Source organism: Paenibacillus sp. 32O-W, assembly GCF_007679495.1.
GTDB classification, from domain to species: Bacteria; Bacillota; Bacilli; order Paenibacillales; family NBRC-103111; genus Paenibacillus_L; species Paenibacillus_L residui.
Genome location: NZ_VEGP01000077.1, coordinates 1 through 26,698 on the forward strand (window position 1 = coordinate 1; position 26,698 = coordinate 26,698).

Consider the following 26,698-nt stretch of genomic DNA (forward strand, 5'->3'; position numbering starts at 1 on the left):
GCGTCTTTCCAAGCAGGGTTCACACCTGCTACCTCACTCGACCTAGGCTTGGTCGCTCCAAAAGTGCATTAAAATCCTGCCTTTTTCCAAAAAGAAGGCGAAAGACGCTCAAATGTGCAGGTCTTTTTCACAAAAAGGGCCGATTTCGCAAAAATCGCTCCAAAGACATGTATAATCGCTTTAGAATAAGGTATGTGGCGCCCTTTCCCCATAAAGACCTGTATAATCGCTTTAGAATAAGGTATGTGGCGCCCTTTCCCCAAAAAGACCTGCATAATCGCTTTAGAATATGACATCGCGCGGCTCTTGCCCATAAAGACCTGCCGTTTTGATTGTCTCTTACGCAATCCGGCGGACGACCGGGATTCCTGACGAAGACCTGCACATTCCCCACAAAAATGATAAAAAAAGCTCCTAACGGAGCCTCTTCGAAGATGAATAACCCGGTTTTAAAGGTAGCTTTTTATGCCAATTAGAAAGTGGTTCCATTTTAATGCTTTAATGAACTTAAACTTTCTAATGTGGTTAAAAAACATGCTTTTGACCCATCCTGATAGCATTACGCTTGGTACAGGAGGGTTGGGAATGAAAACGGCTCAACGAATGGCGGAGCATAAGCGCTGGATCGGAGCCTTAAAGGGTGACACCCCGCGGCTGTCGTTCTACCGGATGATCAAGGGAGAAGCGTTCGCGGAGCTCTGCCGCTTCTATGAACAAGGAATCGGATTCCGCAGTTTCGAGCAATTTGCCGAACAGGCGGCCATGCTGGAGAGAACCTACTCCCCTAACTGCTGCTCTTCCGTTGCTGCATTGCCAGACAGTTCCATAATCTAGTCAGTATATCAGGACTCTCCTTGCGCAAAGGCTTCGATTTCGAAGCTTTTTTTCATTTCCGTTAAAAGGTATACTATCCTTATCTTTCATAAGTGGAATCCGCAGGATTGTAACGATTCCCATGCGCATATTTATCTATGAATAAGCGCGACTCCCAGCGCGGTGTTTGGCGGACGACCGGGCCACAGGCGAAATCCTGCTGCCATAGGGCCTAAATTTCTGCATTTGGCTCGCCTCTACCATAACGTGCTGATGCGTATCTCAACGTTTTTTGCATATTATTTGGTACCATTAATTATAGTTTTTCAAATGTACAGGAGGGAACGGCAGTGATCAGGAGAACCATACGCCAAATTGTACAAATGACCGATGGGGTGCTCGACGAATCGAAATGGGATTCGTTACCCGTTACCGGCGTCAGTACGGATACAAGGACCATACAGCCGGGAAATTTATTTATCCCCATCAAACGAAAGCAAAATGGGCATCTCTATGTGGAGGAAGCGTTCCGCAAAGGAGCTTCAGCAAGCCTCTGGTGTAAGGATGAGCCCCATCCGCCGCAGCAAGTTCCTCTAATCTTTGTCGACAACCCTCTATCGGCTTTGCATCGCCTGGCGTCACGGTATCGGGCAGAGCTTAAGGTGAGAGTGATCGGGGTCACCGGAAGCAACGGAAAGACAACGACCAAAGATATGATCGCTTCCATCTTTGCGCGCTGCTGCCGGGTATGTAAAACGGAAGGAAATTTAAACAATCATTACGGTCTGCCTCTAACCCTGCTGCAAATGGAGGAAGATACTCAAATTGCCGTAGTCGAAATGGGGATGAGCGATACTGGGGAAATTGCGCTTCTCTCCAACATCGCTCAACCGGATATAGCCGTCATAACGATGATCGGCGAATCTCATCTGGGAACGCTTGGCACTAGGGAGGCCATTGCGGCCGCTAAATTGGAAATCACAGAAGCCCTTTCTTCCAACGGCGTGCTCATTATTAACGGTGATGAACCATTGCTTGCAGAAGGTCTGGCCAAGCTGAATTTGCCGGAAACCGTACGGGTCCTCCGTTTCGGGTTCTCTTCGGACAACGATTACTCCCTCTCCAGTATTCAGATCGGGCATCAGGCTACGGAATTTTCCGTTAACGGCCGGAAGGAGCTTCACTATAAGGTCCCTCTCCCCGGCAAGCATTACGCTTGCAACGCTCTGGCCGCCATTGCGGCAGCGGAATGGTCGGGGATTTCGTCTGCCGATATCCGCCAAGGGCTTGCCTCTGTCCGCCCTACAGGAATGCGTATGGAAATCAAACGGTCCCCCGCCGGATTTACTGTTATTAACGACGCATTTAACGCAAGCCCTTCCTCGGTCAAGGCAGCCATTGAAGTGCTATGCGAAATGAGTGGCTTTACCCGAAAAAAGCTTGTTTTGGGAGACATGCTGGAACTGGGAACGGAGGAAGAGCTGCTGCACAGAGAAATTGGGCGCCTCCTCTCCCCGGAAGCGATTGATTCCGTTTATTCTTACGGGAAACTGGCCGGCTATATTGCAGAGGAGGCGAAGCTTACGTTCGGTCCGCACAGGGTCCATTCTTTTACGGATAAAGCTTCATTGGCGGACCAACTGCTGTCGGAAGCCGGGAACGGCACGGCCATCCTCGTCAAAGGCTCCAGAGGAGCCGGGTTGGAAGACATCGTCGAACGGCTTCTTGACGGTGCCTCCTAATTCAGCCCGGCTCTCTAGTCTGCGAAAGAAAGATTTCACTGCGCCGTTCGTGAGAGCGGTAGACGGCTTCCACCACTTCAACGATTTCCCGCGAATAGGTCATGGAACAGCCGGGCTCCTTCCCTGTCTCGATGCTGGTGATCAAATCCCGGAATTGGAGGACGAAAGGCGGTTCTTCCCGCCCCAGTGCAACCGGGACGAACTCCCCATCCTGGCTGATCCACAGCCCCTGCCCGGTTACAAGCTTTGCCATTCCTCCGGTAAACACCAGCTCCGTCTCATTCCTGGGGACCCCGGCATATCCGCTCTGTGAAATGACAGCCGGAATCCCCTCCGCATTTTCCAGAAAAATGAGGCCTCCTCCCTCCACATCCCCCCTGCTGCCGCAATAGCTGACCGAAGACCGGACCCGGGCAATCGGACTTCCTCCCAGCCAGCGGATTTTATCGATGGAGTGAGAACCGAGATTGGTTAGAATCCCCCCTCCGGCCTTCGCCTTGTCGAAAAACCAGGCGGGGCGCGAAGGCTGGTAATAATGAACGTGCCGGATGTCGTTGATCATCACGAGACGTCCCAGCTCTCCGCTATCGATCAGTTCCTTCGCCTTTACGTTTTCGGGAAAATAGTGCTGGGTATGTCCAACCAGAAGCTTAACTCCGCTCCCCCGCACCGCCTCGATAATTTCATCGCATTCGCCGACAGATATGGCCATCGGCTTCTCCAGGAGCACATGACAGCCTTCACCCGCACAATAAACCGCCGCTTCTTTATGCAGGAAGTGGGGCAGCGTCACTATAGCGATGTGCGGCCGCTCCTTCTTCACCATATCCCGGTAATCCGTATATGCCCGGATGCCGAACGACTGCGCAAGCTGCCCCGCCTTCTCCCCGTCAATGTCAGCCAATGCCACCGGTTCCAATTGCCGAACCTGGCCCATGGCTTCCAAGTGTCTGGATGCAATGGCCCCTCCACCGATAACAACTACCCGATAATTCATCGTCTCGCCTTCCTTCTTCATATGATCAATCACTAGGATTGATGATTCAAATCCGGCAGTGCATTAAATCAGAAATCAGACGGAGTCCTGCTCCGCCTGATTTCGGGTTTATTTCAGTTGAACATTGGCCGCGCGGTCGAAGGCTGTCTTATAAGTCGCGATGACTTCCTCGAGCCCCAGCTTCTGGGCCGCTTCCACATATTTATCCCATTCGTCCAGGCTTCTCTCCCCGAGAATAAACTTGCTGATCGTTTCGTTCCGATGCTTGTTGATCGCTTCGCCCTTCGTTGAGATCAGTTCCTGCTCCGCCTCGTTGAAGGAAGGCAGCGGGCGCAGGATGTCGTCGTATTTTCTGGCCTCTTCATAAGCCTTCTGCAAATCTTCCGAGGACATGGCCAGATGCGCGTCATAATCTATCCAGGTGTAAGCCCCGTTAGTGGACAGATTCGTACGCTTGCGAAGGTCGGTCAAATCAATAAAGTCCGATTTGATCTTCTTCTTGCCGTTTTCTACCACGAAGGTTTCGCCTTCAATCCCCCAGCTAAGCATATCCCTGCCTTCCTCGGAATAGAACCAGTCGAGATATTTCATGATCTCGGGAATTTTCTTCGAATCCGCGCTTACCGTCATTCCCGCATAGCTCGTATGGGTATAGGCATTCAATGCTTTCCCTCCCGGTCCGGCCGGCGGTGCCATGAACTGCATATTGAACTCCGGATTTTCCTTACGCATCGCAATATTGAAGAAGTCGATCCGGCTGATATAGTCAATCGTAACGAACGACTGGCTCGTCGAAACCATATCCTGCCACTGCTTCGTATCGACCGTCAGCCAGTCCTTCGGCATCAAGCCCTCCTGATAAAACTTGTTTAAATACCCGATCACGTTCTTGTAATTGTCTTCAACGGGCCCGTATTTGACTTCCTTGCTGCTCTGATCCACGTAATAGCCTTCATTCGTGGAAAAAGCGGGGGTCAGATTACGCATGATCTCCAAATTATTTCCCGTACGGAACGTAAAGGGGTAACTGTTCGGATACAGCTCCTTCAATTTCTTCAGCACCTCGTACAGCTCGTCATAGGTCGTAGGAGGCTGCAGATTATGCTGTTTGAAAATATCTTCCCGGTACATCCAGATCATCCGGTTCGTCTCCCCGATTCCTTCGTTAGGGAACACATACAGCTTGCCGTCTGCTGCGAGGGTCGATTTTACGACATCCGGGTATTTTTCCATCCACTTCTGGAAATTCGGCATTTGATCGACATAATCGAGAATATTGGCCAGAGCCCCCTGCTGCCCGTATTTATTGGCCTGATTGAGCGAAAGCATGAAGGTGATATCCGGCATATTGCCGGAAGCGACATTCAGGTTGATCGTATCCTCCAGCTTGCCTGACGGAATCTGCATATTTAAGGTAACGCCGGTCTTCTCCTTGAGAATTTTCCAGACCAGCGCATCCTTGTCGTAAGGCCAGTTAGGATGGGACTCGGTCAGCATCGTGAAGGTCTGTTCCGTCTTGGCAGGGGCCTCACTTGCATTCGGCCCGCTTCCTCCCTCGGTTCCGCCGGGAGCCGGACTTTCGCCCCCGCTCTTTCCCCCGCCGCATGCCGCCAGCATGGATAGCGCCAGAACCGATGTCATGGCAATCGATATGCTTTTTTTCTTCATAGAAACAACCTCTCCCTTTTTATATTTTGCAAGCGTTCATTCCGTCCCAAATGAGTGTCTCCTAGCTGTAAAATCCGGTCTGTCCTCCTTCTATCGGACAAGCCTTCGGAATGGCAGCCATTGTTGCCGATTTTCGCCTTCTTCCTTATCCTTTAACGGCTCCAATCATAACCCCCTTGACGAAGTACTTCTGCAGCAGCGGATAGAGCAGCAGAATAGGAAGCGTCGAAACCATGATGGTTGCGAATTTCAAGGATTCCTCAACGACCATATTGTCTCCCCCTATGCTCGTCACATCGCCGGAATTCATCTGGCCGGCCAACACTATGTTGCGCAGCACCACCTGGAGAGGAAAGAGCTCCGGGTCGCGCAGATACAGCAGCGGAAGCATAAAGTTATTCCATAATCCAACGGCATAGAACAGACCGATCGTTGCAAAAACTGCCTTCGACAGAGGGACCACGATCCGGGTAAATATTCCGAAATCGTTAAGCCCGTCAATCTTGCCCGACTCCTCCAGCTCTACCGGGATGCCAACGAAGAAGGTTCGCATAATCAGAAGATTCCAGGTACTGACCGCTCCCGGAAGCACCATCGCCCATACCGTATCCATAATTCCCATAGACTTGACTACCAGGAAGGTCGGAATCATCCCGCCGCTGAAGAACATCGTGAACACGATCAGCAGTGTAAAGCCTTTGTGAAACGGCATGTCTTTCTTGGCGAGCGCATAGGCCCCCAAGGAAGTGACAATCAGGGAAACAGCCGTACCAAGGCTGGTATAAATCAAGGTATTCAGATAGGACTTGAGAATTCGAGGATCGTTAAGCACAATTTGATACATGTCGAAATTCAAGCCTTTGGGATACCAGCTGACCTCCCCCTTCATGACATGAATATTTGAACTGAGCGATACGGCAATCATGTGCACGAACGGGTACAGCGTAACAAGAACTATCCCGCATAGAATAATGGCGTTGACGATAGAGAACAGCGACAATTTGCGTTTCATAGCGGCCCCCCTACCACAGACTCGTTTCGCCGAGCTTCCGGCTTAGATAATTGGTGGAATAAATGAAGATCAGACTGACCACTCCGGTAAACAAGTCAATAGCCGCCGCATAGCTGAAGTTCCCCTGCATCAATCCGGTGCGGTAAACATAAGTGCTTAATATATCCGCGGTCTCATAGGTGGCCGGGTTGTACAGCAGGAACACTTTCTCGAAGCCGATTTCGAGCACTTTGCCGACGTTGAGAATAAACAAGATGACGATAGCCGGCGCGATGCCCGGCAGCGTGACGTTCCACAGCTTCTTCCAGCGGGAAGCCCCATCGATTTCCGCCGCCTCATACAGCATCGGGTCAATCGATGTTAGCGCTGCCAAATAAATGATCGTTTCCCAGCCGATATGCTGCCAAATTTCCGAAGCGACATAGATCGACCGGAACAGCTTGGGCTCAACCATGAAATTGATCGCTTCGAAACCTAAAGATTCGATCAGCTTGTTGACCATTCCTCCCGATGGCGACAGAAACATGATAACCATGCTGGCGACCACGACATTGGATATGAAGTGGGGAAGATAGCTGACCGTTTGAACGAAGCGCTTGAACACCATATTTTTCACTTCATTCAATAATAATGCAAGAATAATGGGAGCGGGAAATCCAAACAACAGCTTGTAGAAGCCGAGCAAAAAAGTGTTGCGCAGCAGAATCGGAAAGTCGGGATTTTGGAAAAACATAACGTAGTACTTCAGTCCGACCCAGTCGCTGTCCCAGATCCCTTTATAAAGATTGTAATTTTTGAATGAAATGACGATCCCGAACATCGGTAAGTACTTGAACAATACGTAATAAAGCAAGCAAGGAACGAACATGAGGATCAAATATCTTCCTTTGATCCATTTGCGCATCCATCGTGAATATCGGGGAGGCCTGGCGGTCGTCGGGCTTCTCTGGCGAATCCCCGCCTGCTCCGTTGCTTCTGTCCATTCCACTGGGGTCATCTTCCTCTACTCCTTGTTCGTGTGATACCGTTATATTACCCGGGAATGCTCCCCATAAGGAATGGCCAATCCTTTAACTTGTCGCCGATTTTAACGGAATCTATAATATTGCTAACTTGTTAAAAGAATGAAGATATCGCGTCATTGGCGACTTTCTTCCCATCTTTTCCTCCTAATGGTATACTTTGATCAAATGAAAACGATAACAACGACGGGATTAAGGAGAGCTTCCGCTCATGCTGAAATCAATTCTACAATTAAAAGCCAAGGGAAATTCTCTATTCTTCAAGCTGTTAACGAGCTTCATGACTATTATTTTGCTGCTCGTTTCCTTTAACATCGTATCTTATCAATTTTTCCTGACCAATATCCAGGAGGAAATTATTAAGAATAACAGCCTGAATATGAGCACAACCGCCGAAAATATGGAGAAGCATATCAAGCTGGTCAAAAATATGGCCTTCGGCCTGTTCTTCAACGACAAGGCCCAGATCCTTAATCATTCGGCCGACAAAATCAATTACGATATCGTATATCAAGTCCGCAAGGATCTTCAGCATTCTTTGAATACGTCTAATCTTTATTTGACCAATATTATTTATTACTTCGTCAATACCGGATTGATTATCGAAAAAGACGGTACGACAACGGAAGATAAAATGTTTACCAAGTTCTATGTCAGCGATCAATATACGGTCGATTTCTGGCAGCGGGAGGTGGAGAACCCGGTCAGCTTCAAAATGTACCCGGCCGCCCCATTCGTCGAGTACAATCTGGAATCCAGGGTGGCCAAAGGGCGTCTGCTTCCTCTGCTGATCAAAAACTTGTACAACACCAACTTCGTCATCATCGCTCTCCTGGAAGCCGACAAGCTGTATGAATCCTTTCACCAGGCGGGGGAGGATGAGCGCTTCTATATGCTGGATGATAGCGGACAAACCTTGTACAGCAATACAGACGAGCCCTTTGACATTGGCCAAAGACAGCCGCCTTCCGTCAGCCAAACCTATTTCAAGGAAGGCCCCTACTATTACTTCTACCAGCGGGGGGCCGAATCCGGGTACGGATATTGGTCGGTCATTCCTTATGAGAAGATTTCCTCCCAGATTGTCCGGTTGAATGTCATTCTCATTGCGCTGCTGGCCTTGGCGTTGATCATCGGCATCTCGGCGTCGATCTTCTTCACCCGAAAAATCAATCATCCGCTGACCCGGATTATCCGTTCCATGGAACAGCTGCAATTTCCTGCAGCCCACCGCAGCCAAATCCGGGAATACGACTGGATCAGCGATAAGCTTAGCGATCTGATGGAGAAGAATAAGACGATTAACGCCGATCTGTCGAATAAGAATTCGCTGCTGACCTATTACGCCTATATCGATAAATTAAAGAGCATAGAAACCCGGGTGAAAGACATCAAGCTGCCGCTGGACAAAAACCAGCCCTTCCGGCTTGTCCTGTTTCAACTGAGCTTCCGGGAACGGTTTACCCAGGACCTGGATTTCGAGCAGAATCGAGCGGCTTATTTCATACGGGAATTTATCCAATCGGAGTTCAGCAAGGTTTACAAGGAGCCGTTAACCTTTCAATTGGAGAAGGACCGGATATTGTCGCTGCTTTTTCTGGAGGAAGAGAATGAAACGGGATGGGAGGAGTCACTTCGCAGCCTGAAGCAGGTGTTCGATCTGGACCTCCAGTACTGCACCGTCACCATAGCCTTCAGTGAGCCTTATCGGGATTCCTCCGACTTCACTTCCGCTTACGAAGATTTGCTTGGAATGGTTGCACAGCGGAAATTGGGAGAGGAGACGCAAATCATAGGCTGTCAGGACACCCATCCGGCGACATATCGGCTTAATGCAGTGGAGGAACAGGAATTTACGAGCAATCTGCTGACGGGCAACGAAGCCGCCCTCGGCCCTATCCTTCGCCGGATGCTGGCCGTCATGGCCAGGAAAGAGGCCACCCTTGAGCAGTTTCGCGATTTCTCCAGCGAGATGATTAACCGGGTGCTCCATGTACTGCGCTCGAACCATATCGAGGCCGCCGATCGGATGGAGTCGGTTTACTTGGCAAGCCGTTTGAAGCAGTGCCTCACCTTGGACCAATTCGAGCAGTTGTTCGACGATCTTCTGCCCGAGGCCGCCAGTTATATCAAGAGGAAAAGAATGGAGAACGATCCGATTACCGGATTTGTTACCGAATATGTAGAGAAGCATTACCGGGAAGACATTTCATTGGATTTGCTGGCCGACAAGCTGAACATTACCGGCGCTTATTTGTCCACCTATTTTAAAGAAAAGCGGGGAATCAATTTTAGCGACTATGTCAATACCTTCCGGATGAACAAGGCGAAGGAGCTGCTGCGGGAGACGGATCTGAAGATCCAGGACATCGCTGTCCAGGTCGGCTACCCTAATGTCAATTCCTTTATCCGGATGTTCAAGAAGGCGACGGGACTCCCTCCGGGAGAATTCCGCAAGGAGGCCGGGAGACTCTGACGGTCCGCGGCCCAGGGCGACGAGTCAGGACGTTGCAACCATAAAGAACATAAAGAAGGAAGCCCGTTCCTCCTGACAGGGCTTCCGTTCGCTCTATCCTATAAACACCCGTTATCGGCCGCGTTTATTCCTCCAGAGAGGGGCTGTCGCAGCCATCAACAGAAAGCCTCCTGCCAAGCCTCCCAGGTGGGCGGACAGATTGATCTGAGGCATGATCAGCGAGAAGACCACACCGATGGCCAGCATCGTATAGACCGTCTGCTGCGACTGGCGGTCCAGCATATATTTGTGATACAGGCTCAAGTAGAGATAAGCTCCGAATATGCCGTAGATGGCTCCCGAGGCCCCGGCGGATACGGAATAGCTGCTGGCCATCCACTGGCTGACCAGATTGCCGGCAACGCCGCTCAACAAGTAGAAAATCGCATACTTGAAAGACCCGAGCATCCTCTCGAGAGGAGGAGCAAACACATACAGAAAGAAGCTGTTCATAATCAGATGCATCCCCCCGATATGAACAAAAACCGAAGTAATGTATCTCCATAACTCGGGATTCCAAAACGGTGTATGGTACATGGCGCCGAACCGGATCAAGGTTTCGGAATTCGTGGAGGAACCGTACAGCTCCATCAGTCCGAAGACAACCAGATTAATCACTATCCATATGGAGGTGACCGGATACCAGCGAATGTACTGCTTCAAGCTCTCTCTTCTCAAAAAGATCATGCGGCCTCTTCCCCTTTCGTCATTACCAATATAATCAACTTCAGCCTCCGAAACAAGCCGAAGGATCAATAAAATGGATAAGGGAATAGAAGCGCCGTCGAAGCGGCCCATCCAATTGCCTGTCCGGCTCCATGCCTCGGGTTGGTTAGCCGATTACCTTTAAATATCGAAGCTGAACGGCCAGCTTTTCCTCTCCGTTTTGACCGCTAATGAGGCCTCCGCAAGCCGTTCGGAGGAATAGAGAAATTCTCCATAAGACCATAAGCCCGTCAATATCGTTCCATCCGGGAAAGTCTTCGTCCCCCTTCCATGCTCCATATGATCATGCCAGCTTCCCTCATAGACGGTGCCGTCATGCCATTGATAAACCCCTTCTCCGTTAAACATTCCTTCTTCCCATTGCCCGGTATAAACATCTCCGTTCGCGTACCGTTTCGTTCCCCGACCATGCTCCAGATCGTCTTTCCATTCTCCTTCATAGACGGTGCCGTCATGCCAGGTGTATTTGCCGGCCCCATGCTTCCTTCCGGCTCCGCGTAGTTCTCCAAATGGATAAACGCCCGGTTCCACTCCCCGACCACCGGCTTGCCGTCGATGTCGGCCAGGGAAGCTTCTTTCTCTGTGGTTGGGAATAAAAGCCCTGAATCGAAATCCAACCCATTCTGCCGGACATTTCCGGAAATCAGGTATGGGAGGGGCTCGAAGGAGGAATCGTTGTAATCTTTGTAGAAACGGCAGGCCAACGAATGAGCGCGTCCTATCCAATCCAGAACTTCCTCTGTCGTTAAAGACACGTTATCTTCGGATGTCGCTTGATGAATTAACCGGCAGAAATCCGCCTCCTGTGTATTGATCGCCCGGCGGGAAATTAACCTGTCGATCTGCTCATGGACGGAAGCGCCAATGACCAGATTTTCAAACCGGCAAATATGATTCAGAACAATCTCGATAAATGGCTCTAATTGGATGACTGCTAATTGAGGATAACCGCAAACATACGCCTCCGCCCGGTTTCCCAGCCGGCATAATTCAGGATAAGAAGACTTAAGGAATGAAAAATTGGGACCGTTCACAACATTCCGCCACCTTTCCATTTGTATACAAAAAATTCGACCTATAAGACTTAATGCCGCTATATAAGCCTGTGAGAGCCAACTAGATATCAGATTGGACGGAACAGCTCAACCTCGGACCATTTACCAAAATTATACATTACCATTCAAGGATGTCCAATATAAATAGGTTCTTCAATTTTTGAAACCTTTTGAACGGAAAATCGTCTATTGTATAGGTATTGAATCACATTAATTCTCCTATTTATTTTCCAGTAGAACAAAGAAAGCCTGTAGAAAAGGGGAACACATTAATGGTTAGAGCCGTTGCCTTCGCACTGATGATCTTTCTATTGCTGACTGGCTGCTCGCAGCACAAAACGCCGGACCTATCGGATAATACCCGCTCCCGGATAGCATTGAAACAGGAATTGGCGAATACTATTGGAAATCCGGACCGAACGCCTGACGAAAGCGGCTGGAACGATCTGCTGCTCAGCGATGGAAATACATTATCCGATAGGACAGAATATGCGGCTCCGACCGGAGAATGGTTCGAGAGCAGCGTCCGGGACCCGCTGCTGTTCTCCTATCCCGGGGGGATTCGTCAACCGGGAGAGAAGATTTCCGTCGTCTTCGGTGAAAATCCGGCCAATCGCACTATCCGCATTCAATTGACCGGGCGCGATGAATCGCTGCAAAATACCGGGATGATCTCGGAAACGCTGGAACGGCTTTCGGGTACGACCTTCCCGGCGGCACAATTCGATTTCCAATTGCCGTACGAAGAAGGGGCTCTCTATTTGTTGAGTATTGAAATACTAGGAGAGCAGGAAGAGATCGAGGATACTTTTCTCTCCCTTATGTATGTCCCGAAGCGGGAAGTCAATGCCAAGCTTCTGTTGGCAGACGCCAATGACGCCCATTCTGCCGGGCGAGTGTTGAAGCTATACAATGCCGGACCTTCCATCTTATATCTGGGTGAAGATTATCATATAGAGAAGAACGTCGGCGGAACCTGGATGGAGCACCCTATAGATAAGGAGTTTCCAGCCGTTGGAATCAGTCTCAACCCCGGTCAAACCTATGAAAGAACCATCCGTATAAATGGATTGGACCCGGGACGCTACAGAGTGGTTAAAGCCTTCTCAACGATGGGCTATTCCGCAGAGCATACGCTGGCCTCCGAATTCGAAGTGAAGGAATCCGCGCCTTCTTCTCAGCCATAGGCTCCGGCTCCGGCACGAAAATCCGAAACATGTGGCTGGTTCTGTTACCATATGTTTAACAACAAAACGCCCTTACGCTCGCGTTCGAGTATAAGGGCGGTGCTTCCGCAGGATGGTTTATTCAATTCTTACCTATGACTTCTTGGACTTGCTGCGAAGGTTGCCGAGAATAAGCCCGGCAAGCATGCCGGCCGGAACGCTGTAGATCAAGCCGGTTCCGACATGACTGGTGAACACGCCGATCACGATTCCCGCCAGGACGCCAATCCCGATACCTGAAGCCAAATAAATATTCTTAACCCGTGTTACCGGGTCGTACGGATCTGTAGGATCAGTCTGGTTACTCATCTCTTTTCCCCCACTTCCTCATCGGTGTTCTTACATTATAGCCGATATTGGGACAAGAATCATTCCCTCTCCGGACCACAATCGGCAAACCGGCTACAAGCCGTGTATCGGCTTCTTCGATAGACTTTGGTATTCTAGATTTCCTCTAACATATCTCAACGACCGGTTTTTTTCAAGAAAAAACACTTGCATCAGGCAAAATCGAACCTTGCCCTGCAAGTGTTTGATAGATTTATAGCTCCCTATTCAGGGCTGTGCGATCCGGCTGGCCGTGGGCATTTGTTTGTAGAAATAACCGTCGACCCATCCTTCCTTGCCGTTGAACGGCAGCCTCTCCTCCTCCAGTTCTTCGATGACGCTGATCCGCCCTGCCAAATAGTCTGAAATCCTGGCGACTGCCGTATCCAGTCCGGCAAGGAGCATACCGTAACGGCCGTCTATCACTTCCCAGCCGAAGGCTTTATAGGCTGCGAACCATCTGTCCCTATGGAAGCTTCTTAAGGTATGAATCCGATTCGTCAGCTCCGGCAGCTGAACCGCCGCTATCTCTTGCAGCGCAGCCTTATCCCCGTTTCGATAGGCGTTCGTGATTCTCAGCCCCATCTCCGCTTTAAGCGACAGAACCCGGCACAACCGGTGCAGAAGCTCGAACACGAAGCCGAATTCTCCGTTGGACGATGCGTACTGCTTCATCCTTACGCTCCACTCCCGGTAATGCTCCTCTACTGCATGTCCTTCGATGTTGCGATCGAACAATCCCATCAGGACATTCTGCCAAAGCATGTATCGGGACGGATTGTACGTTTCCAGATTGTTCTCCGAAATCCCCGGAACTTCATCCACATATCTGATGTCCATGAAAGACTTCATCTCCGCCCCCGTACAGAAATGAAACCGGCGGGCGAGCTTATTCTCATCCAAGCGGCGGGCATAGGCATGCTCGGCGAACAGCTGCAGACCCAATAATGCGGAATAAATATCGCATTCCGTACCATCGTCTCCCCAGAGGGTGGCGATGACTTCACGGACCCCTTCCTCCTTGCAGGCGTTAAGGGCTGCATTCGTGGCGACGAAGGTCGCTCCGTAATTAAGAACGAATCCTTTCCAATTCCAGATTCCGCCGGCGAATACCGGCATCGACCCGAGCCGCTTGTGCCGGCGTATCCAATCGACATAAAATTCCTCGTTATAGTGATAGTAATCCCAGTATACCTGCTGCACTCCTTGGGGAATGGCCTGCACGACCTCGTCGGGGATGACGCAGCTCGTATCGTAGTAGTCTCCCGTGCGGGACCCTGCGCGAAAATACATGTCGCTCCACATCATCGGCTTGAGACCGTATTTTTCCGTGATCTTCAGAACACGTGCCAGATGCTCATTCATGATGTCGAATTTCGACCGGTATCCGTTACGAAGCAAATATTCACCTTGTCCAAGCTTCCAGGCTTCGTCCATCCCTATATGAATCCGCTTGGTTCGTACCGGCTTCATGGCGGATACAATCATTTGCTCAATAAACTCATAGGTGCGCTCCTGCCCGACCAGCATCGTCTCTTCATCGTCGCGGATATCGGCGAAGCAGTCCCATTTAAGCACATCCTTCAAATGGCTTAGCGTCTGAATACAGGGAATCATTTCGATGCCAAACAGCGCCGCATAGTCATCCAGTTCCTTCAGCTCCTGCTGTGAGTATCTCCCCCGCATATAGCCGAAATAAGGCTGTTGTTCCACGTCATAGCTGTCCTCGGCATACAGCATGAACATATCCAGTCCCATAATCGCCATTAGCCGGATCAGCCGCTTGACAGTAGGCAGGTTAAGAACAGCATTTCCTTGCGATACGTCAAACATAGGCCCTATCGTGTCAAATTGCGGTTCCTCCGCAAGAGCAAAGGGCCTTCCCTCACGAAGCGATTCGACAAGCAGCCCCAGTGCGCGGTAAAAATGAATGGGACGCGAATAGCGAAAAACAGCGCGTTCCCCGTCCATCGATACTTCAAGCCGGGGCTCCGCCCTTCTCTCCACCGACACCGGTATACCGTCCGGGCTTCTCTCGAAATGCAAATCAGCGCTCAAGGCGGCCAAGCCTTCCTCCAGGCCGGCCAAGTCTCCGACAAAGTTCAGCTTCATCTTATTCATCCCCCTATTACAAGATAATTTCTCCAATGCTTCTCCCGCCCGGGTATGTTCGTTATATTTTCCGCCGGAAGAGACTTATTGAAAACCTGAAGCTTGTATGATTAAATTAGGTATCAAAAGACGGGCATTTCGCCCCTGTTCGCCGGCTTCGGAAATCCACTACCCGGGGGAGGCTCTACATTGGCAACCTATCTGGACTATTTAATCAGCCCTAAGCCGATTCGCATCGTCGATCTTAAGCTGGAACGCTCCAAGCTGCGAATCCAAAATCTTACCGTGCTTCAATACGGGCATCTGCCGGGCAGAACGCTGAAGCACAGGGAGGCCCCTTGCGGCCATTGGGCCTTCACCTATATTGTGAAAGGCAAGGGCAGCTTTCGGGTGCACGGGGAGGCTGAGCAGCGGATAGATGCCGGCTGCCTGTTCTGGGAATGGCCCGGGGCGGAGTTTACCTTCGGCCCTGATGGCAAGGACGGCTGGGACGAGTACTACATCACTTTCGAAGGGGGCAGAATCCGGGAATGGCTGGACGCCCAAATAATCGTTCCCGGCACGGTAATGCGTGTAGGCTCCGACCGAAGCTTTATCCGTAAAATCGAAACGATCGGCGATCTCGTTGATAGCGGAATTCCGGACAACGCGGATCGCGCGGCCCTCATGCTGGAATCGCTCATCTACGAATTCTCCGTCACGGATGCCAACCGCAGGTCTGCCCACTTCTCCGGCAAACAGCCCGAATTTATTATTCAAGTTCTGGAGGATATCGCCGGCAGCCTGTACGAGCCATGGGACGAACGACAGCTTTGGGAAAGAAATCATATCTCCCGCTCCACCCTGCGCCGACTCGTCCTCCAGAATACCGGCTACCCGCTGAATGAATACGTCAACCGGCTTAAAATATCCGAAGCCAGAAAGCTTCTGCGCCTGACCGGGCTGCAAATTAAAGAAATATCACAGATGCTCGGTTACCCCGACCCCGCCTACTTCTCCCGCCTGTTCAAAAAATATACCGGGGTCCCCGCTATGACCTACCGAAGCAAAATGAAACAGCGATGAACCGCAGGGCGGTGAATAATCCTCATTATATCCTGCGGGCTCGTCTCCATAAATGTTCTATGTATTCATGATCTTGGATTATATAGTCAAACCTTTACCCGGGCAGGTATATCCCAGATTTCTTGCCGATCAGGGCAGATATAAGCATCTGCCCTGCACCCGTGTTTACAAGTTATATGTCAAAAAACCTTCCGTCCGCTAAAGACAGAAGGTCTGATTCATTGTATTTGCGAAGCTCTCTCCAGACGAAACGCTGCAGCGGGAAATCCGTTTTTATTCTGCATCCACTTCCGCATAGACTATATGACCTTCGGCCAGTCTCCCCCCGAACGGCCGAAGCACCTCATCGGCCAATCGAAGCAGCGGCTTTCTGTCGTTGCTTGCATAGAATTCTTCCAAGGAATCCGTTAACGCTTGACTGAATGCGGCGTCATACTGTTTAAGCATCCGAAGGGCCCATTTTCCTTCTCCAAGCCACCGGCCATTTGCCCTCAGAACAAACTCAACCAGTTTGGCCGCAAGCTCCTGAACGATAAACAGGCTCTCTTCCCGGTCGGACGATCCTGATAAATCCGAGATATCCTCGCTAATCCTGTATCTGGCCATATCCAGTTCCTCATCCGCCCAGGGGAAAGGTCCCGATGCCAGATCACTCCTGGCCTCCTCCCGGATCCCTTCCGCCGTTCCGTCATCTTTAAGCACGATCCCTTCCGCGCACATCCTCTGCAAGGAGGGCAGAGCCGCTTCAATACCCGCCATGAACAGCTTCCGATAAGAGGAATGGTCCATGACGAAGGCTTCAATCGTCCAGCCGAATTCATTATAAGTTCGTCTGTATGGTCTTGGTTCATTATGTTCGAAAATAACCAAATCCAGATCCGAATACTCCGTATCTTTCCCCTCAGACGCGCTGCCCGCCAGAATCGCAACCCGACAGGAAGGATAGCACTTCCCTATAAACAGACGTGCCGCATGTTCTGCTGTCCGCATTAACCGAATCGCCCCTTCACAGTGTCTATCCTCCAATATATGACGGCTCATTCGAAAATAACCTGATTTTGCCGGTCCCTGGACACCGAACGAATGTCAAAAAAACAATTTCGGAGGAAAACAGCTGTATTTGGCACTATACCCAAGATAAACGGCTATCGTCGTCCTTCGGACAGGTGCGTTTAGCGATGAAATATAAGAGCAGGCAAAAGGTGAAAACTTATGCTTATATTTATCAAAAATGTGCTCCTGCACAATCTTCCTTAACCCGTGATGTTCACCCAAGCGAAGAGGATGCAAAATCATAGTATAATTTAGGCTTAACTGAGAGGAGGAATTTCAATGAGCGCAGTTGGCGGTTTCGGCAGAGGGTTTTTCACTTCTACCGGTACAATTCTGGTGCTGTTCATCCTTCTGGTCATCGTTTCTCGTGCTTTTTGGTGCTAATGAGCGAATGGTAAAAGGACAGCGGCCTGCCAAATGCAGGCCGTTGTCCATATTTACTGCCGAATTCACGCTTAACCGCGGCTTGCCGTTTATCCGAACCGCATACGGATAGTGACACCGTGCCCCGACTTGCTCTCCGCTTCGATCGTGCCCCCGTGCTCATGAACGAGATGTTTGGCAATAGCGAGACCCAGCCCGGTTCCGCTGCCTGCCCCTTCTGTATTGGTCCCCCGATAATATCTTTCGAACAGGTTAAGGAGCCCCTCTTCGTCCAAACCTTCCCCATTGTCTCGAACCGTTAACATAAATCCATTCTTAGCGCCGGCATCCAGCGAGACCTCTATTTCGGTTCCCGCCGGATTATGAATGAGGGCATTAGCCAGCAGATTGTCTAGAATGCGCCGGAACCAATGGACGTCCACACTGTAATAGATCGGCTTCCCGGCACCGCGAAAATAAATGTTCGCTTGCATAAAGCCCGGATCGTTATGGAAGGAAGCCACCGTTCCGCGGATGAATTCGTTCATCTCGGTCCGTTCCATCTTTAAGGGCATCGCTCCGTTCTTAAGCCGGTAAGTCATACTTAAGTCCGCAATCAGTCCGTCCATATAGTCTGCTTTATCTTTGATCACGCCGGCAAATTCGCGAACTTCAGCGACAGACCAGTCGTATTGGTCGGATTCCAGCATATGGGCATAGCCTTTAATCGAAGAGAGCGGGGTTTTCAAATCATGGGATACCCCGGCAATCCATTCCTCCCGAGACTTCTCCAGCTTGGTGCGGATTTCGTCATTTCGTTTCAAGGTTTCGGTCAAACCGGCCAGCACCTGCAGCACATCAGTGTATAATCTGTACCGCCGTTTAAGCTTTCCTGACGGCTTTCGGCTTCTGGGAAGCCCCTTCCGGTCTTGCGGCTCCTCATAGGCACCTTTGCCCAACCGCTGCAGCCAGCGGATCATATGCAGAATAGGGGTTCCGAACCGATGGCCGTACCAGATGGACAGAACTCCAAACAGCAAGAGAACGACGATGAGAAGCACAATGAAGCCGGCAAGCAGCAGCTGCCCTTCCGATCCGAACAGAAACGGCGGGCGGGCTGTCCCCTCTTCCGCAAAGACCGGCAATCCGACAAGCCAGGTCAGGCCGGTCCTTTCCTCATGTTTCGTCCACAATTGGTACGAATCCGACAAAGTGCTGAACGATCCGAAAATCAGATCTTTAAGCGTATAATGAGTTAAAGCCTCGGAAGGCTTGTATAATGAAGCCAGCTCATCCCCTTGCTCATCAAGCACTTGAACCCAGCCCTGCTTAGCTTTCAGCTTCTGCTCCAGATCATCGGGAATCAGGATCTTCCCGTCGGATAATACTGCTTGTTCCGACAAGCTTTGGACAAGCTGTCCGCCTTCCGGCTTCACCCCGTAGAGTAAAGTGTAGGTTGTCCCCCCTTTGACCTGTATCCAGATGTAGAGACTGTAAGGAAATGGCTTCTTTCCCCTCCAATAATCGACCAATTCCCCCGGATTATACCGGTCCGGAACATCGCCGGGGGTGAAATATGAAGTAATGACCCCGCCCTCCTCATCCAACGTCTGAAGCCAGCCTCCGCTTCGCTTGACTTCGTCAAGCAGCTTCTCATCAAATTGAATATTTCCGTCCTTCCATTCCATAGACTCCACCAATTTGGGAAGACCGGCTTTGGCAAACTCCCTTCTCATCTCCATCTCTGTCATCTGATCGGCAAGATAATAGATCATCGCGACCATTAAACCGATCAGCACCGCCCCGACAAAAACAAGCTGAAATATAAATTGCAGAATCAGCCGTTTCCTAACGTCCATCGGAAATCTCCCGGTTTACGAGCTTGTATCCGAGCCCTCTAACCGTCAGCAAATATTCCGGCGCCCCGGGGTTCTTCTCTATCCTTTCACGGATCCGGTGGATGTGAACCATAACGGTGTTGTCGTCGCTCATGCTGCTGTCCCCCCATACCCGCTCATACAGCTCACTTTTGCTGAAGACTCTATTCGGATTCCGGCAAAGAAAAACAAGGAGCTGGAAAACCTGAGCCGGACAGCTTACCGGACGGCCCTCCACTATAAGCTCCCCTGCCCTTACATCCACTTCGAACCGCCCGAACCGATAGCGTTCCTCCGTATCTATTGCAGAAGGGGTTATGTTCAAATACCGCCTGAGCTGAGCCTTCACCCGGGCTATTACTTCTAGAGGATTGAACGGTTTGGTCATATAATCATCCCCGCCTACGGCAAATCCGGTCAGCTTGTCGAAATCGGTCGTCCGGGCCGTCAGAAACAGCACCGGGGCGTCCGTCGTCTGGCGCAAAAACGGAAATACCTCAAAGCCGCTGCGTCCGGGCAGCATCACGTCCAAAATAATGAAGTCGTAGCGTGTTCTTTGGCACAGTTCAACGGCTTCTTCCCCGCTCCCCGCCGTATCTACCTTCACGAATCCTTCTTTCGCCAGAACGGTTTTCAGCATTTTCAAGATGGACGGTTCATCATCAACTATAAGAAGTTTGGCATCTTTCATCTCATGCATCCGGCAGCATCTCCCGCAACGATTTCTTATCTCCATCATACCATGTGCATATTTCTCCAGGTATACCTGAACCTTAACAGATCCTTAACGGGTTAAGCCCCCTCACCGGAACAGCCCCGGGAAAATGCAATCATTCCTTCTGTTATTCAAGAGTTTTGGAAAAAGGCCGTTGCAAAGTATGAGCACCCATATTCCATAGAGATAGGAAATCCAGCCTGATTAACGGTAAGTATGCTTTATTCCTGATGCCTCTTCCTTATGTTCTTTCTGGAAAAATTAAGCTTGCGTTAAGCTTCCGTTGCCGGCAAGGAAAGATTCGGATGCTACAATATTTGTAGACTACCAAGAACGGACGGCCATTGATGGCCCGGCCGATCTATAGCAAGGAGTGACGCAAGCAATGAATAATCAATTATGGAAAACCGCTGCTGCGAGTCTTCTGGCCGTTGCCGTGCTGTCGGGCTGCGCTTCGGGAACCCCCGGTGCCCTTCAGCCCTCTGCCTCCCCAGAGGCCGAACAGCCTTCCGCCTCTCCCGGCAATAAGGCGGAGGAGAAGGACAGCCAAGTAACCCCTGACCGCTTTGCCGAGATGTTTCTGCAAGGAAAATACGGGCAAATTTATAAGCAGTTCAGCGAGGAATTCAAGCAGCAGGTATCGGATAGCGAGTTCCAGGCGCTGGCTGCAGATTTTAACCAGGGGGTATCGGCCTATAAGCTTCTGTCCGAATTGCCCATGGACAATAATGTAAGATATACATGGGCAAGCGAGGACGGCAGCAAAGGCATGACCGCTGTTATTAATCCTTCAGGCACCATTCTCGGTCTGCAGATTGTTCCTCTCGAGACCTTTCCGGAGACGGACGGAAAGTATACTTCGGGCAAATACCTGTATCCTTTCTCTGGCGAGTGGTTTACTTACTGGGGAGGAACCAATGTGCTGGTCAATTATCATTACGCATACCCGGGCCAGCGATACGCCTTTGATTGGGTCATCCTTAAGGACGGCCAATCCTATGAAGGCGATCCGACCAAGAATGAAAGTTATTACGCTTTCGGTCAGCCCGTACTCGCACCGGCTGACGGCAAAATCATAAAGGTAGTGAACGATTTGGACGATAACGCCCCTGTCGGCAAGATGGACCCTGCCAATCCCGCAGGAAACCATGTCGTCATCGAGCATGCCAACGGAGAATACAGCATGCTGGCTCACTTCCGGAAGCAGTCCGTTCAAGTCCAAGTCGGAGACGAAGTTAAAGCCGGGGACTTACTGGGGCTATGCGGAAATTCGGGAAATTCCAGCGAGCCGCATATCCATTATCATGTATCCGACTCTCCGGACCTTGACCAAGGAAACTCTGTCCGCATCCAATTCATTGAAGACGGGAACGTCACGCAGGGGGACTATATCCGTGGAAGCCAAAGCGAATAAATAAATTTTTGTCATCAGGCAGTCTCTTCTGAGGAAGAGGCTGCCTGCTCTCTCTTATGTGACTTTAAAACGACCCTCTCTAGAAGCAACAAATCCAGCATCATTGGCCCTCTAAATAAGTCATTTTGGATATTGTTTTCCATGGAGGATTCCATTAAGATGAGCGTAAAAGTCCGTCAAGGAGGCTTATATGACTGTCATAATCGAGAATGCGAATATTGTGGCCGCGGACAGAGTGATAACAGGCGGCAGTCTGACGGTCAGGGACGGAAAGATTATGCGAATAGACGAGAGGCTCCCGGACCATCTGGCAGCAGATGCGGAAAGATACGATGCCCGGGGGATGTACGTGTATCCCGGATTTGTAGATCTCCACGTTCATGGGGGCAACGGCTTCGACCTGATGGACGCGACGCCGGAAGCGATCGACGGTATGTGTCGTTATCATGCCGCCCACGGGACGACGACACTCCTGCCAACGACCAGAACAGCATCGGTCGCGGCTATAACTTCAGCACTTACCGCGGCCAATACATATATGGCCTCTTCACAGGAGCCGCTGCGCTCACTTATCGCAGGCATCCATTTGGAGGGGCCTTTCTTGGCGCTGGCATATCGAGGAGCTCAGCGGGAGGAGGAGTTGCTTCTGCCTTCCTTGCCGCAGATGAAAGAATGGCTGAGCGCTTCCGGCGGGCAGATTCGACTGGTGACGATCGCCCCGGAACTGGACGGCGCGGAATCGGTCATCCGCCATCTGCGTGAACAGAATATTATCGTGTCGGCAGGCCACTCCGGTGCCACGTACGAGGATATGATCCGCGCAGCAGACTGGGGAGTTCAGCATATCACCCATTGCTATAACGGAATGAGAGGGTTCCATCACCGAGAGCCCGGCATGCTGTCCGCAGCCTGGCTAGACGATGAGGTTACCGCGGAGCTGATCTTCGATACTCACCATGCTCATCCGGCCGCCGCGCAAGTGCTGCTGCGAATGAAAGGTTTGGACCGGGTGGTGCTGATTACAGACGCCGTCCGGCCGGCAGGATTGCCGGACGGCAAGTATATAACGGAGGCCGGGCATTCGCTGACCGTGGAGGCCGGGATCGTCCGTCTTCCTACCGGCAGCCTGGCGGGAAGCACGTTGACGATGAACATCGCCGTGAAGAATGCAATCGGGCAGCTTGGCCTGAAGCCCTATGAGGCCGCTCGTCTGGCCAGCCTTAATCCGGCACGGATTCTTGGGCTGAATCAGCGGAAAGGATCGCTCGCTCCGGGTAAGGATGCTGATCTCGTTGTCCTGAATGAACGGTTCGAGGTCCAGCGGGTGATGTCGCTTGGGCATTGGCTGGAGCTGTAGCTGTAGGACTCCGGATCGTGAGCAACTAGCAATTGAACGCAAGCCGCGCGCCGATAGGCTCGCTTGGCGAAACAGGAGGTAGCCATGGGGAAATACATCATCGGAATCGATGTGGGCGGAACGAATATCCAAGGCGGATTAATCGATCCGCATGGCCGGATTGTCAGCAGAGCTCAAGTAAAGACAGATGCGCCTCTCGGAGCGGATAAGGTAATTGAACGAATTGCCGGCATTGCAGGACAGCTGCTGGAACAATCCGGGGTGAACCGCAATGAGGTTGCCGGTATTGGAGCCGGTGTGCCCGGATTTATCGATGTCGACAGGGGGGTCGTCCTGTCCGCGGCTAACCTGCAATGGAAGGACGTTCCGCTGGCCGAACGGCTGAATAACTTAACGGGCCTGCCTGTTTGCATTCATCATGACGTCAGAATGTACGTCTATGGAGAAGCCATCCAGGGAGCGGGCCGGTCTTTCAAGCATGTTCTGGGCCTAACGATCGGAACAGGTCTGGCCGCTGCATATATCGATCAGGGACGGATTCTATGCGGGAGCAAGAACATGGCTGGAGAGCTCGGGCATATTCCGATGAGAGGGGAACAGGCCCGTTGCTCCTGCGGCATGCAGGGCTGCCTCGAAACGGTCGTGTCGGCCCGCGGCCTGATCCGGCAAGTGACCGAGGCCGTCCGCAGCGGGCGACCAAGCCGTCTTGCCGGGCTGGCCCTGCGAGAGCCGGGCGAGTTGACCGCAGATGCCATCTCCGCCGCATATGACGAAGGCGATGAATTAGCGGCGGAAGTATATCGTCATACGGGAAGGCTGCTCGGCTACGGATTGGCGTACGCCGTTACCTTGCTCAGCCCGGATGTCGTCATCATCGGTGGCGGCGTAGCCTCTTCAGGCGAGAAGCTGCTTGCCCCTGTCCGGGAGACGCTGCAAGCATCCATCCTGCCAAAGTACTGGAGCCATTTGAAAATCAAGACAGCTCAACTAGGTAACGACGCGGGGCTAATCGGCTCCGCCGCCTATGCGAGAACCAAGCTTGATCCCTTGCCAGAATAATGCTTGCTGCATCCTGCCCAGAATTTGTTGAGTAAAAAACAGCAAAAAAAACCGCCCGGCATCCCGTTAGGAGCTGCCGAGCGGTTGAACTTCCATTCTAACAGAAATGCTCATATCTCTAAATAAGACGTGTTCCCCCGGATATTCTCTCATACACATGGAAATCGTAACGATACGGATTGCGCTCATCCGTCACGCCGGGAGTGACCGAAATCAATTTCCACTCCTCCTCATTCACTTCAGGAAAAAAGGTGTCTCCCCCAAACTCATGATCGATCATCGTCAGCACCAATCGATGAGCGTAAGGCAAGAATAGCCGGTACACTTCTTCTCCCCCGATAATAAATACTTCCGGATCCGCTGCGACAAGCGCTAAAGCTTCCTCCGGAGAGGCGACGACCTCGCAGCCTTCTGCCCGATAGTCAGGATTCCGCGTCAGAACAATATTTCTCCGTCCGGGCAAGGGCCGGCCCATGGATTCGTAATTTTTTCTTCCCATCACAATGGGATGCCCCATTGTTGTCTGCCTAAAAAACATTTGATCCTTCGGTAGCTTCCACGGAATATCGTTATCCCGGCCTATGACCCGGTTCCGATCCATGGCCGCAATTAGCGTTAATTTCATTCATGCATCCCTCCCAAGAATAAAAAGAACTCAAGGAAGGGAATACCGGCATCTCCTTGAGCTGAGTGTAAAGCTTTCTATAATAAGCGGCATTAAAGAAAGCGGTCCATCGGTTCGGAAGGAAAGTACCTTCCAGCTTCAACATCTAAACCATCTCCTGGAAAACTCCTGGTAAAGTGAAGATAGGCCTCGTAGCAAGCTGCATCCGCACCCTAACAGAGTTGGCGTCTAGATCATCCTCTAAACGCGATCGCTCTTCCCGAACTTGCTTCGATAGAGAAGTTTATATATTACTCTTCAGGGAACCGGTCAAACGGCTCCCTTCCAGTTAATAGACCTCCGTATGGAGAAGCTAAGTTTAATAGTGGACCCCTTCTTTAAGAAACACATGCTCGTTGCCAAGCATCATTTGAATAAGAAAATAAATCATCGGTGAAGCCAACAATACAACAACCAGAAAAACAATTAACCCTAGTCCGCTAAACTGATTGCTAGATTTTTCCGATTCCAGCTTCATCGTTATTCCCCTCATTTCGCATAATTATCGTTTGATCTATCTACCAGTCTACCCTATTGCAACCGAAAAAGGAATATGCGGTGTCCAGCGGCTAACTCTTACTGGAGAAAGTTCATGACTTTGTCATAAATCATAGGATGAGAGGACTCGTCCCTGCTGTGCTATGCTCCATGCGGAAACAGCAAGGCGACATATAACCAGCAAATTAAAGCTGATGCGAACGAAACCGCTCCGAACAACAGAACGATTTGCGGCTCCTTCCAACTGTATTTGAGACTGAAATGGTAATGGATTGGGGCCATCCGGAATAATCTGAGCCGGGTTCGCTTATAGTACCAAACCTGAAGGATCACTGACAGCTGTTCGGCGAAATAGACAAGAAACAGAACGGGAATCAGGATTTCTACTTTTTCTATGACGGCCAGAAAAGACAGCGACCCTCCGATCGCAAGCGAACCGGTGTCTCCCATGAATGCTTTGGCCGGATGAACATTGTACAGCAGAAGGCCGAGCAAGCAGCCTGCCATAATCAAACAAAAAGCTTGTACTTCTTGTCTATCCGACACCGCGAAAAAAAATAAATAAGTGGGAAGGGAAGCAACGATTAGCAGCCCGTCCATTCCGTCGGTGAAGTTGACTGCATTTGCCGTCCCAACGATGAACAACAGGATGACCGCTATGTATCCTGCCAAAGGAAGCGAGAACTCCCACTTATACGTTATAATAATAGTAGGATCGAGAGCAGAGATGCGAGACCACTCCAAAATCAGCCAGCCGGTGACTATAAATTGCAATAGCAATTTAATCTTGCCGGACAATCCGGCCGGGTTCTGATGATATGCCTTCTTGAAATCATCCAGGAAGCCAATCCCGCCGAACAGGATAAAGGCGGTAGCTGCCAGACGGGCTAACGGTTCGTGTTGGGTAGCTATAGTGATCCATACCCCGATCATAAGAATCAGCCCGGCCATCAATGGGGTTCCCCGCTTGGCCTGCTGACCTGCCGGCAATTCCTTGCGAATAGGCTGTGTAAGTTTTAAACTTTTTAATGCATAAATCAACAGAGGTGTAAGCAAGGCCACGGCCGTGAACGACAGCAGACTCATTCCAAGCATGGACATCTTTTTCGCCTCCTTGTGGGCTAAGCTTCTGGCCAACTGCACCGGCCTACTTATATTGTATGGAAAAACAGCGGTTTAAAAAGTGAAGCTTTAGCACAATTATTTTCTACTTTATGAAAAAAAGCGGCCTAAGGAAGGAAAACGGCTTTTCATTGCGAATACTTTAAAAGAGTAGCGATGTACCGGCGCGTGTAGCAAAGAGTATCGCTAAAAAGAGGCACCGGCCGATCCTTTAAGGAAAACGAGCGAACAAAGCGAGAAAGATGCTCAAGGAGTTGATGGAAGATGATTCTTGCGAAAAAAGTCAGAATCAAACC

Annotated in this window: 23 protein-coding genes and 1 pseudogene; 9 read left to right on the plus strand and 15 right to left on the minus strand. The window is 50.8% G+C overall.

Annotated features, from left to right (window positions below; all coding sequences use genetic code 11):
- Nucleotides 1-68 precede the first annotated feature (68 nt).
- Entirely contained in the window at nt 69-347 is a 279-nt protein-coding gene (locus FS806_RS22050; RefSeq protein WP_222126748.1) for a hypothetical protein, read from the minus strand.
- Between the two features lie 238 nt (nt 348-585).
- Here FS806_RS22050 and FS806_RS22055 point away from each other — a divergent pair, with 238 nt between their 5' ends.
- Together FS806_RS22055 and FS806_RS22060 are read left to right on the plus strand one after the other, a co-directional pair.
- Nucleotides 586-834: a hypothetical protein gene (locus tag FS806_RS22055; RefSeq protein WP_144941009.1), complete on the plus strand. Its 249-nt coding sequence runs from the start codon at nt 586-588 to the stop codon at nt 832-834.
- 329 nt (nt 835-1,163) lie between these two features.
- The gene (locus FS806_RS22060; protein ID WP_144941012.1) at nt 1,164-2,555 is read left to right on the plus strand and encodes a UDP-N-acetylmuramoyl-tripeptide--D-alanyl-D-alanine ligase; all 1,392 of its coding nucleotides are present in this window, start codon (nt 1,164-1,166) and stop codon (nt 2,553-2,555) included.
- A gap of 1 nt (nt 2,556) precedes the next feature.
- Here the strand turns inward: FS806_RS22060 and FS806_RS22065 are convergent, their stop codons facing one another.
- The 4 genes from FS806_RS22065 to FS806_RS22080 form a co-directional block, all read right to left on the minus strand.
- Nucleotides 2,557-3,573 (minus strand): Gfo/Idh/MocA family protein, encoded by a 1,017-nt coding sequence (locus FS806_RS22065; RefSeq protein ID WP_260982216.1) that lies wholly within the window; start codon nt 3,571-3,573, stop codon nt 2,557-2,559.
- 87 nt (nt 3,574-3,660) lie between these two features.
- A complete protein-coding gene (locus tag FS806_RS22070; RefSeq protein ID WP_144941018.1) occupies nt 3,661-5,220 on the minus strand; it encodes an extracellular solute-binding protein in 1,560 nt (519 codons plus the stop codon).
- Between the two features lie 145 nt (nt 5,221-5,365).
- Nucleotides 5,366-6,232 carry a carbohydrate ABC transporter permease gene (locus FS806_RS22075; RefSeq protein WP_144941021.1) on the minus strand — a complete coding sequence of 289 codons (867 nt, stop codon included), beginning with the start codon at nt 6,230-6,232 and terminating at the stop codon, nt 5,366-5,368.
- 10 nt (nt 6,233-6,242) lie between these two features.
- Complete coding sequence (locus tag FS806_RS22080) at nt 6,243-7,136, minus strand: ABC transporter permease (protein WP_260982218.1); 894 nt, start codon at nt 7,134-7,136, stop codon at nt 6,243-6,245.
- A gap of 329 nt (nt 7,137-7,465) precedes the next feature.
- Between FS806_RS22080 and FS806_RS22085 the strand changes: the two genes are divergently transcribed.
- A complete protein-coding gene (locus tag FS806_RS22085; RefSeq protein ID WP_144941026.1) occupies nt 7,466-9,730 on the plus strand; it encodes a helix-turn-helix domain-containing protein in 2,265 nt (754 codons plus the stop codon).
- A gap of 111 nt (nt 9,731-9,841) precedes the next feature.
- Here the strand turns inward: FS806_RS22085 and FS806_RS22090 are convergent, their stop codons facing one another.
- Together FS806_RS22090 and FS806_RS27145 are read right to left on the minus strand one after the other, a co-directional pair.
- Nucleotides 9,842-10,456, minus strand: a complete 615-nt coding sequence (locus tag FS806_RS22090; RefSeq protein ID WP_144941028.1) for a rhomboid family intramembrane serine protease — start codon at nt 10,454-10,456, stop codon at nt 9,842-9,844.
- Nucleotides 10,457-10,762: 306 nt separating this feature from the next.
- Nucleotides 10,763-11,026, minus strand: a pseudogene (locus FS806_RS27145) (hypothetical protein); the annotation flags it as partial.
- Between the two features lie 796 nt (nt 11,027-11,822).
- Here FS806_RS27145 and FS806_RS22100 point away from each other — a divergent pair.
- Complete coding sequence (locus FS806_RS22100; protein ID WP_144941032.1) at nt 11,823-12,737, plus strand: immunoglobulin-like domain-containing protein; 915 nt, start codon at nt 11,823-11,825, stop codon at nt 12,735-12,737.
- Nucleotides 12,738-12,869: 132 nt separating this feature from the next.
- On the opposite strand, the gene FS806_RS22105 is transcribed toward FS806_RS22100, so the two are convergent.
- Together FS806_RS22105 and FS806_RS22110 are read right to left on the minus strand one after the other, a co-directional pair.
- Nucleotides 12,870-13,085 carry a hypothetical protein gene (locus tag FS806_RS22105; RefSeq protein ID WP_144941034.1) on the minus strand — a complete coding sequence of 72 codons (216 nt, stop codon included), beginning with the start codon at nt 13,083-13,085 and terminating at the stop codon, nt 12,870-12,872.
- A gap of 246 nt (nt 13,086-13,331) precedes the next feature.
- A complete protein-coding gene (locus FS806_RS22110; protein ID WP_144941036.1) occupies nt 13,332-15,215 on the minus strand; it encodes a beta-N-acetylhexosaminidase in 1,884 nt (627 codons plus the stop codon).
- 189 nt (nt 15,216-15,404) lie between these two features.
- Between FS806_RS22110 and FS806_RS22115 the strand changes: the two genes are divergently transcribed.
- On the plus strand, nt 15,405-16,280 hold the full coding sequence (locus tag FS806_RS22115; protein WP_144941038.1) for an AraC family transcriptional regulator: 876 nt from the start codon (nt 15,405-15,407) through the stop codon (nt 16,278-16,280).
- 273 nt (nt 16,281-16,553) lie between these two features.
- Here FS806_RS22115 and FS806_RS22120 read toward each other — a convergent pair whose 3' ends face one another.
- Nucleotides 16,554-17,270, minus strand: a complete 717-nt coding sequence (locus FS806_RS22120; RefSeq protein ID WP_144941040.1) for a nucleotidyltransferase domain-containing protein — start codon at nt 17,268-17,270, stop codon at nt 16,554-16,556.
- A gap of 342 nt (nt 17,271-17,612) precedes the next feature.
- Here FS806_RS22120 and FS806_RS26380 point away from each other — a divergent pair, with 342 nt between their 5' ends.
- Nucleotides 17,613-17,717 (plus strand): sporulation protein YjcZ, encoded by a 105-nt coding sequence (locus FS806_RS26380; RefSeq protein WP_222126749.1) that lies wholly within the window; start codon nt 17,613-17,615, stop codon nt 17,715-17,717.
- 89 nt (nt 17,718-17,806) lie between these two features.
- On the opposite strand, the gene FS806_RS22125 is transcribed toward FS806_RS26380, so the two are convergent.
- Both FS806_RS22125 and FS806_RS22130 read right to left on the minus strand, forming a co-directional pair.
- Nucleotides 17,807-19,555 (minus strand): sensor histidine kinase, encoded by a 1,749-nt coding sequence (locus FS806_RS22125; RefSeq protein WP_144941042.1) that lies wholly within the window; start codon nt 19,553-19,555, stop codon nt 17,807-17,809.
- Nucleotides 19,545-20,264: a response regulator transcription factor gene (locus FS806_RS22130; protein ID WP_144941052.1), complete on the minus strand. Its 720-nt coding sequence runs from the start codon at nt 20,262-20,264 to the stop codon at nt 19,545-19,547. The genes FS806_RS22125 and FS806_RS22130 overlap by 11 nt, the downstream gene beginning before the upstream one ends.
- Before the next feature lie 409 nt (nt 20,265-20,673).
- Between FS806_RS22130 and FS806_RS22135 the strand changes: the two genes are divergently transcribed.
- The 3 genes from FS806_RS22135 to FS806_RS22145 all read left to right on the plus strand — a co-directional run bounded on the left by FS806_RS22135 (nt 20,674) and on the right by FS806_RS22145 (nt 24,118).
- Nucleotides 20,674-21,702 (plus strand): M23 family metallopeptidase, encoded by a 1,029-nt coding sequence (locus FS806_RS22135; RefSeq protein WP_144941044.1) that lies wholly within the window; start codon nt 20,674-20,676, stop codon nt 21,700-21,702.
- Nucleotides 21,703-21,892: 190 nt separating this feature from the next.
- A complete protein-coding gene (gene nagA, locus FS806_RS22140; protein ID WP_144941046.1) occupies nt 21,893-23,059 on the plus strand; it encodes an N-acetylglucosamine-6-phosphate deacetylase in 1,167 nt (388 codons plus the stop codon).
- Between the two features lie 84 nt (nt 23,060-23,143).
- Entirely contained in the window at nt 23,144-24,118 is a 975-nt protein-coding gene (locus FS806_RS22145) for an ROK family protein (RefSeq protein ID WP_144941048.1), read from the plus strand.
- 118 nt (nt 24,119-24,236) lie between these two features.
- Here FS806_RS22145 and FS806_RS22150 read toward each other — a convergent pair whose 3' ends face one another.
- The 3 genes from FS806_RS22150 to mraY form a co-directional block, all read right to left on the minus strand.
- Complete coding sequence (locus FS806_RS22150) at nt 24,237-24,743, minus strand: dihydrofolate reductase (protein ID WP_144941050.1); 507 nt, start codon at nt 24,741-24,743, stop codon at nt 24,237-24,239.
- Between the two features lie 358 nt (nt 24,744-25,101).
- On the minus strand, nt 25,102-25,260 hold the full coding sequence (locus tag FS806_RS25935) for a hypothetical protein (protein ID WP_186328488.1): 159 nt from the start codon (nt 25,258-25,260) through the stop codon (nt 25,102-25,104).
- Between the two features lie 161 nt (nt 25,261-25,421).
- Nucleotides 25,422-26,375 carry a phospho-N-acetylmuramoyl-pentapeptide-transferase gene (gene mraY, locus FS806_RS22155; RefSeq protein ID WP_144941054.1) on the minus strand — a complete coding sequence of 318 codons (954 nt, stop codon included), beginning with the start codon at nt 26,373-26,375 and terminating at the stop codon, nt 25,422-25,424.
- Nucleotides 26,376-26,698 lie beyond the last annotated feature (323 nt).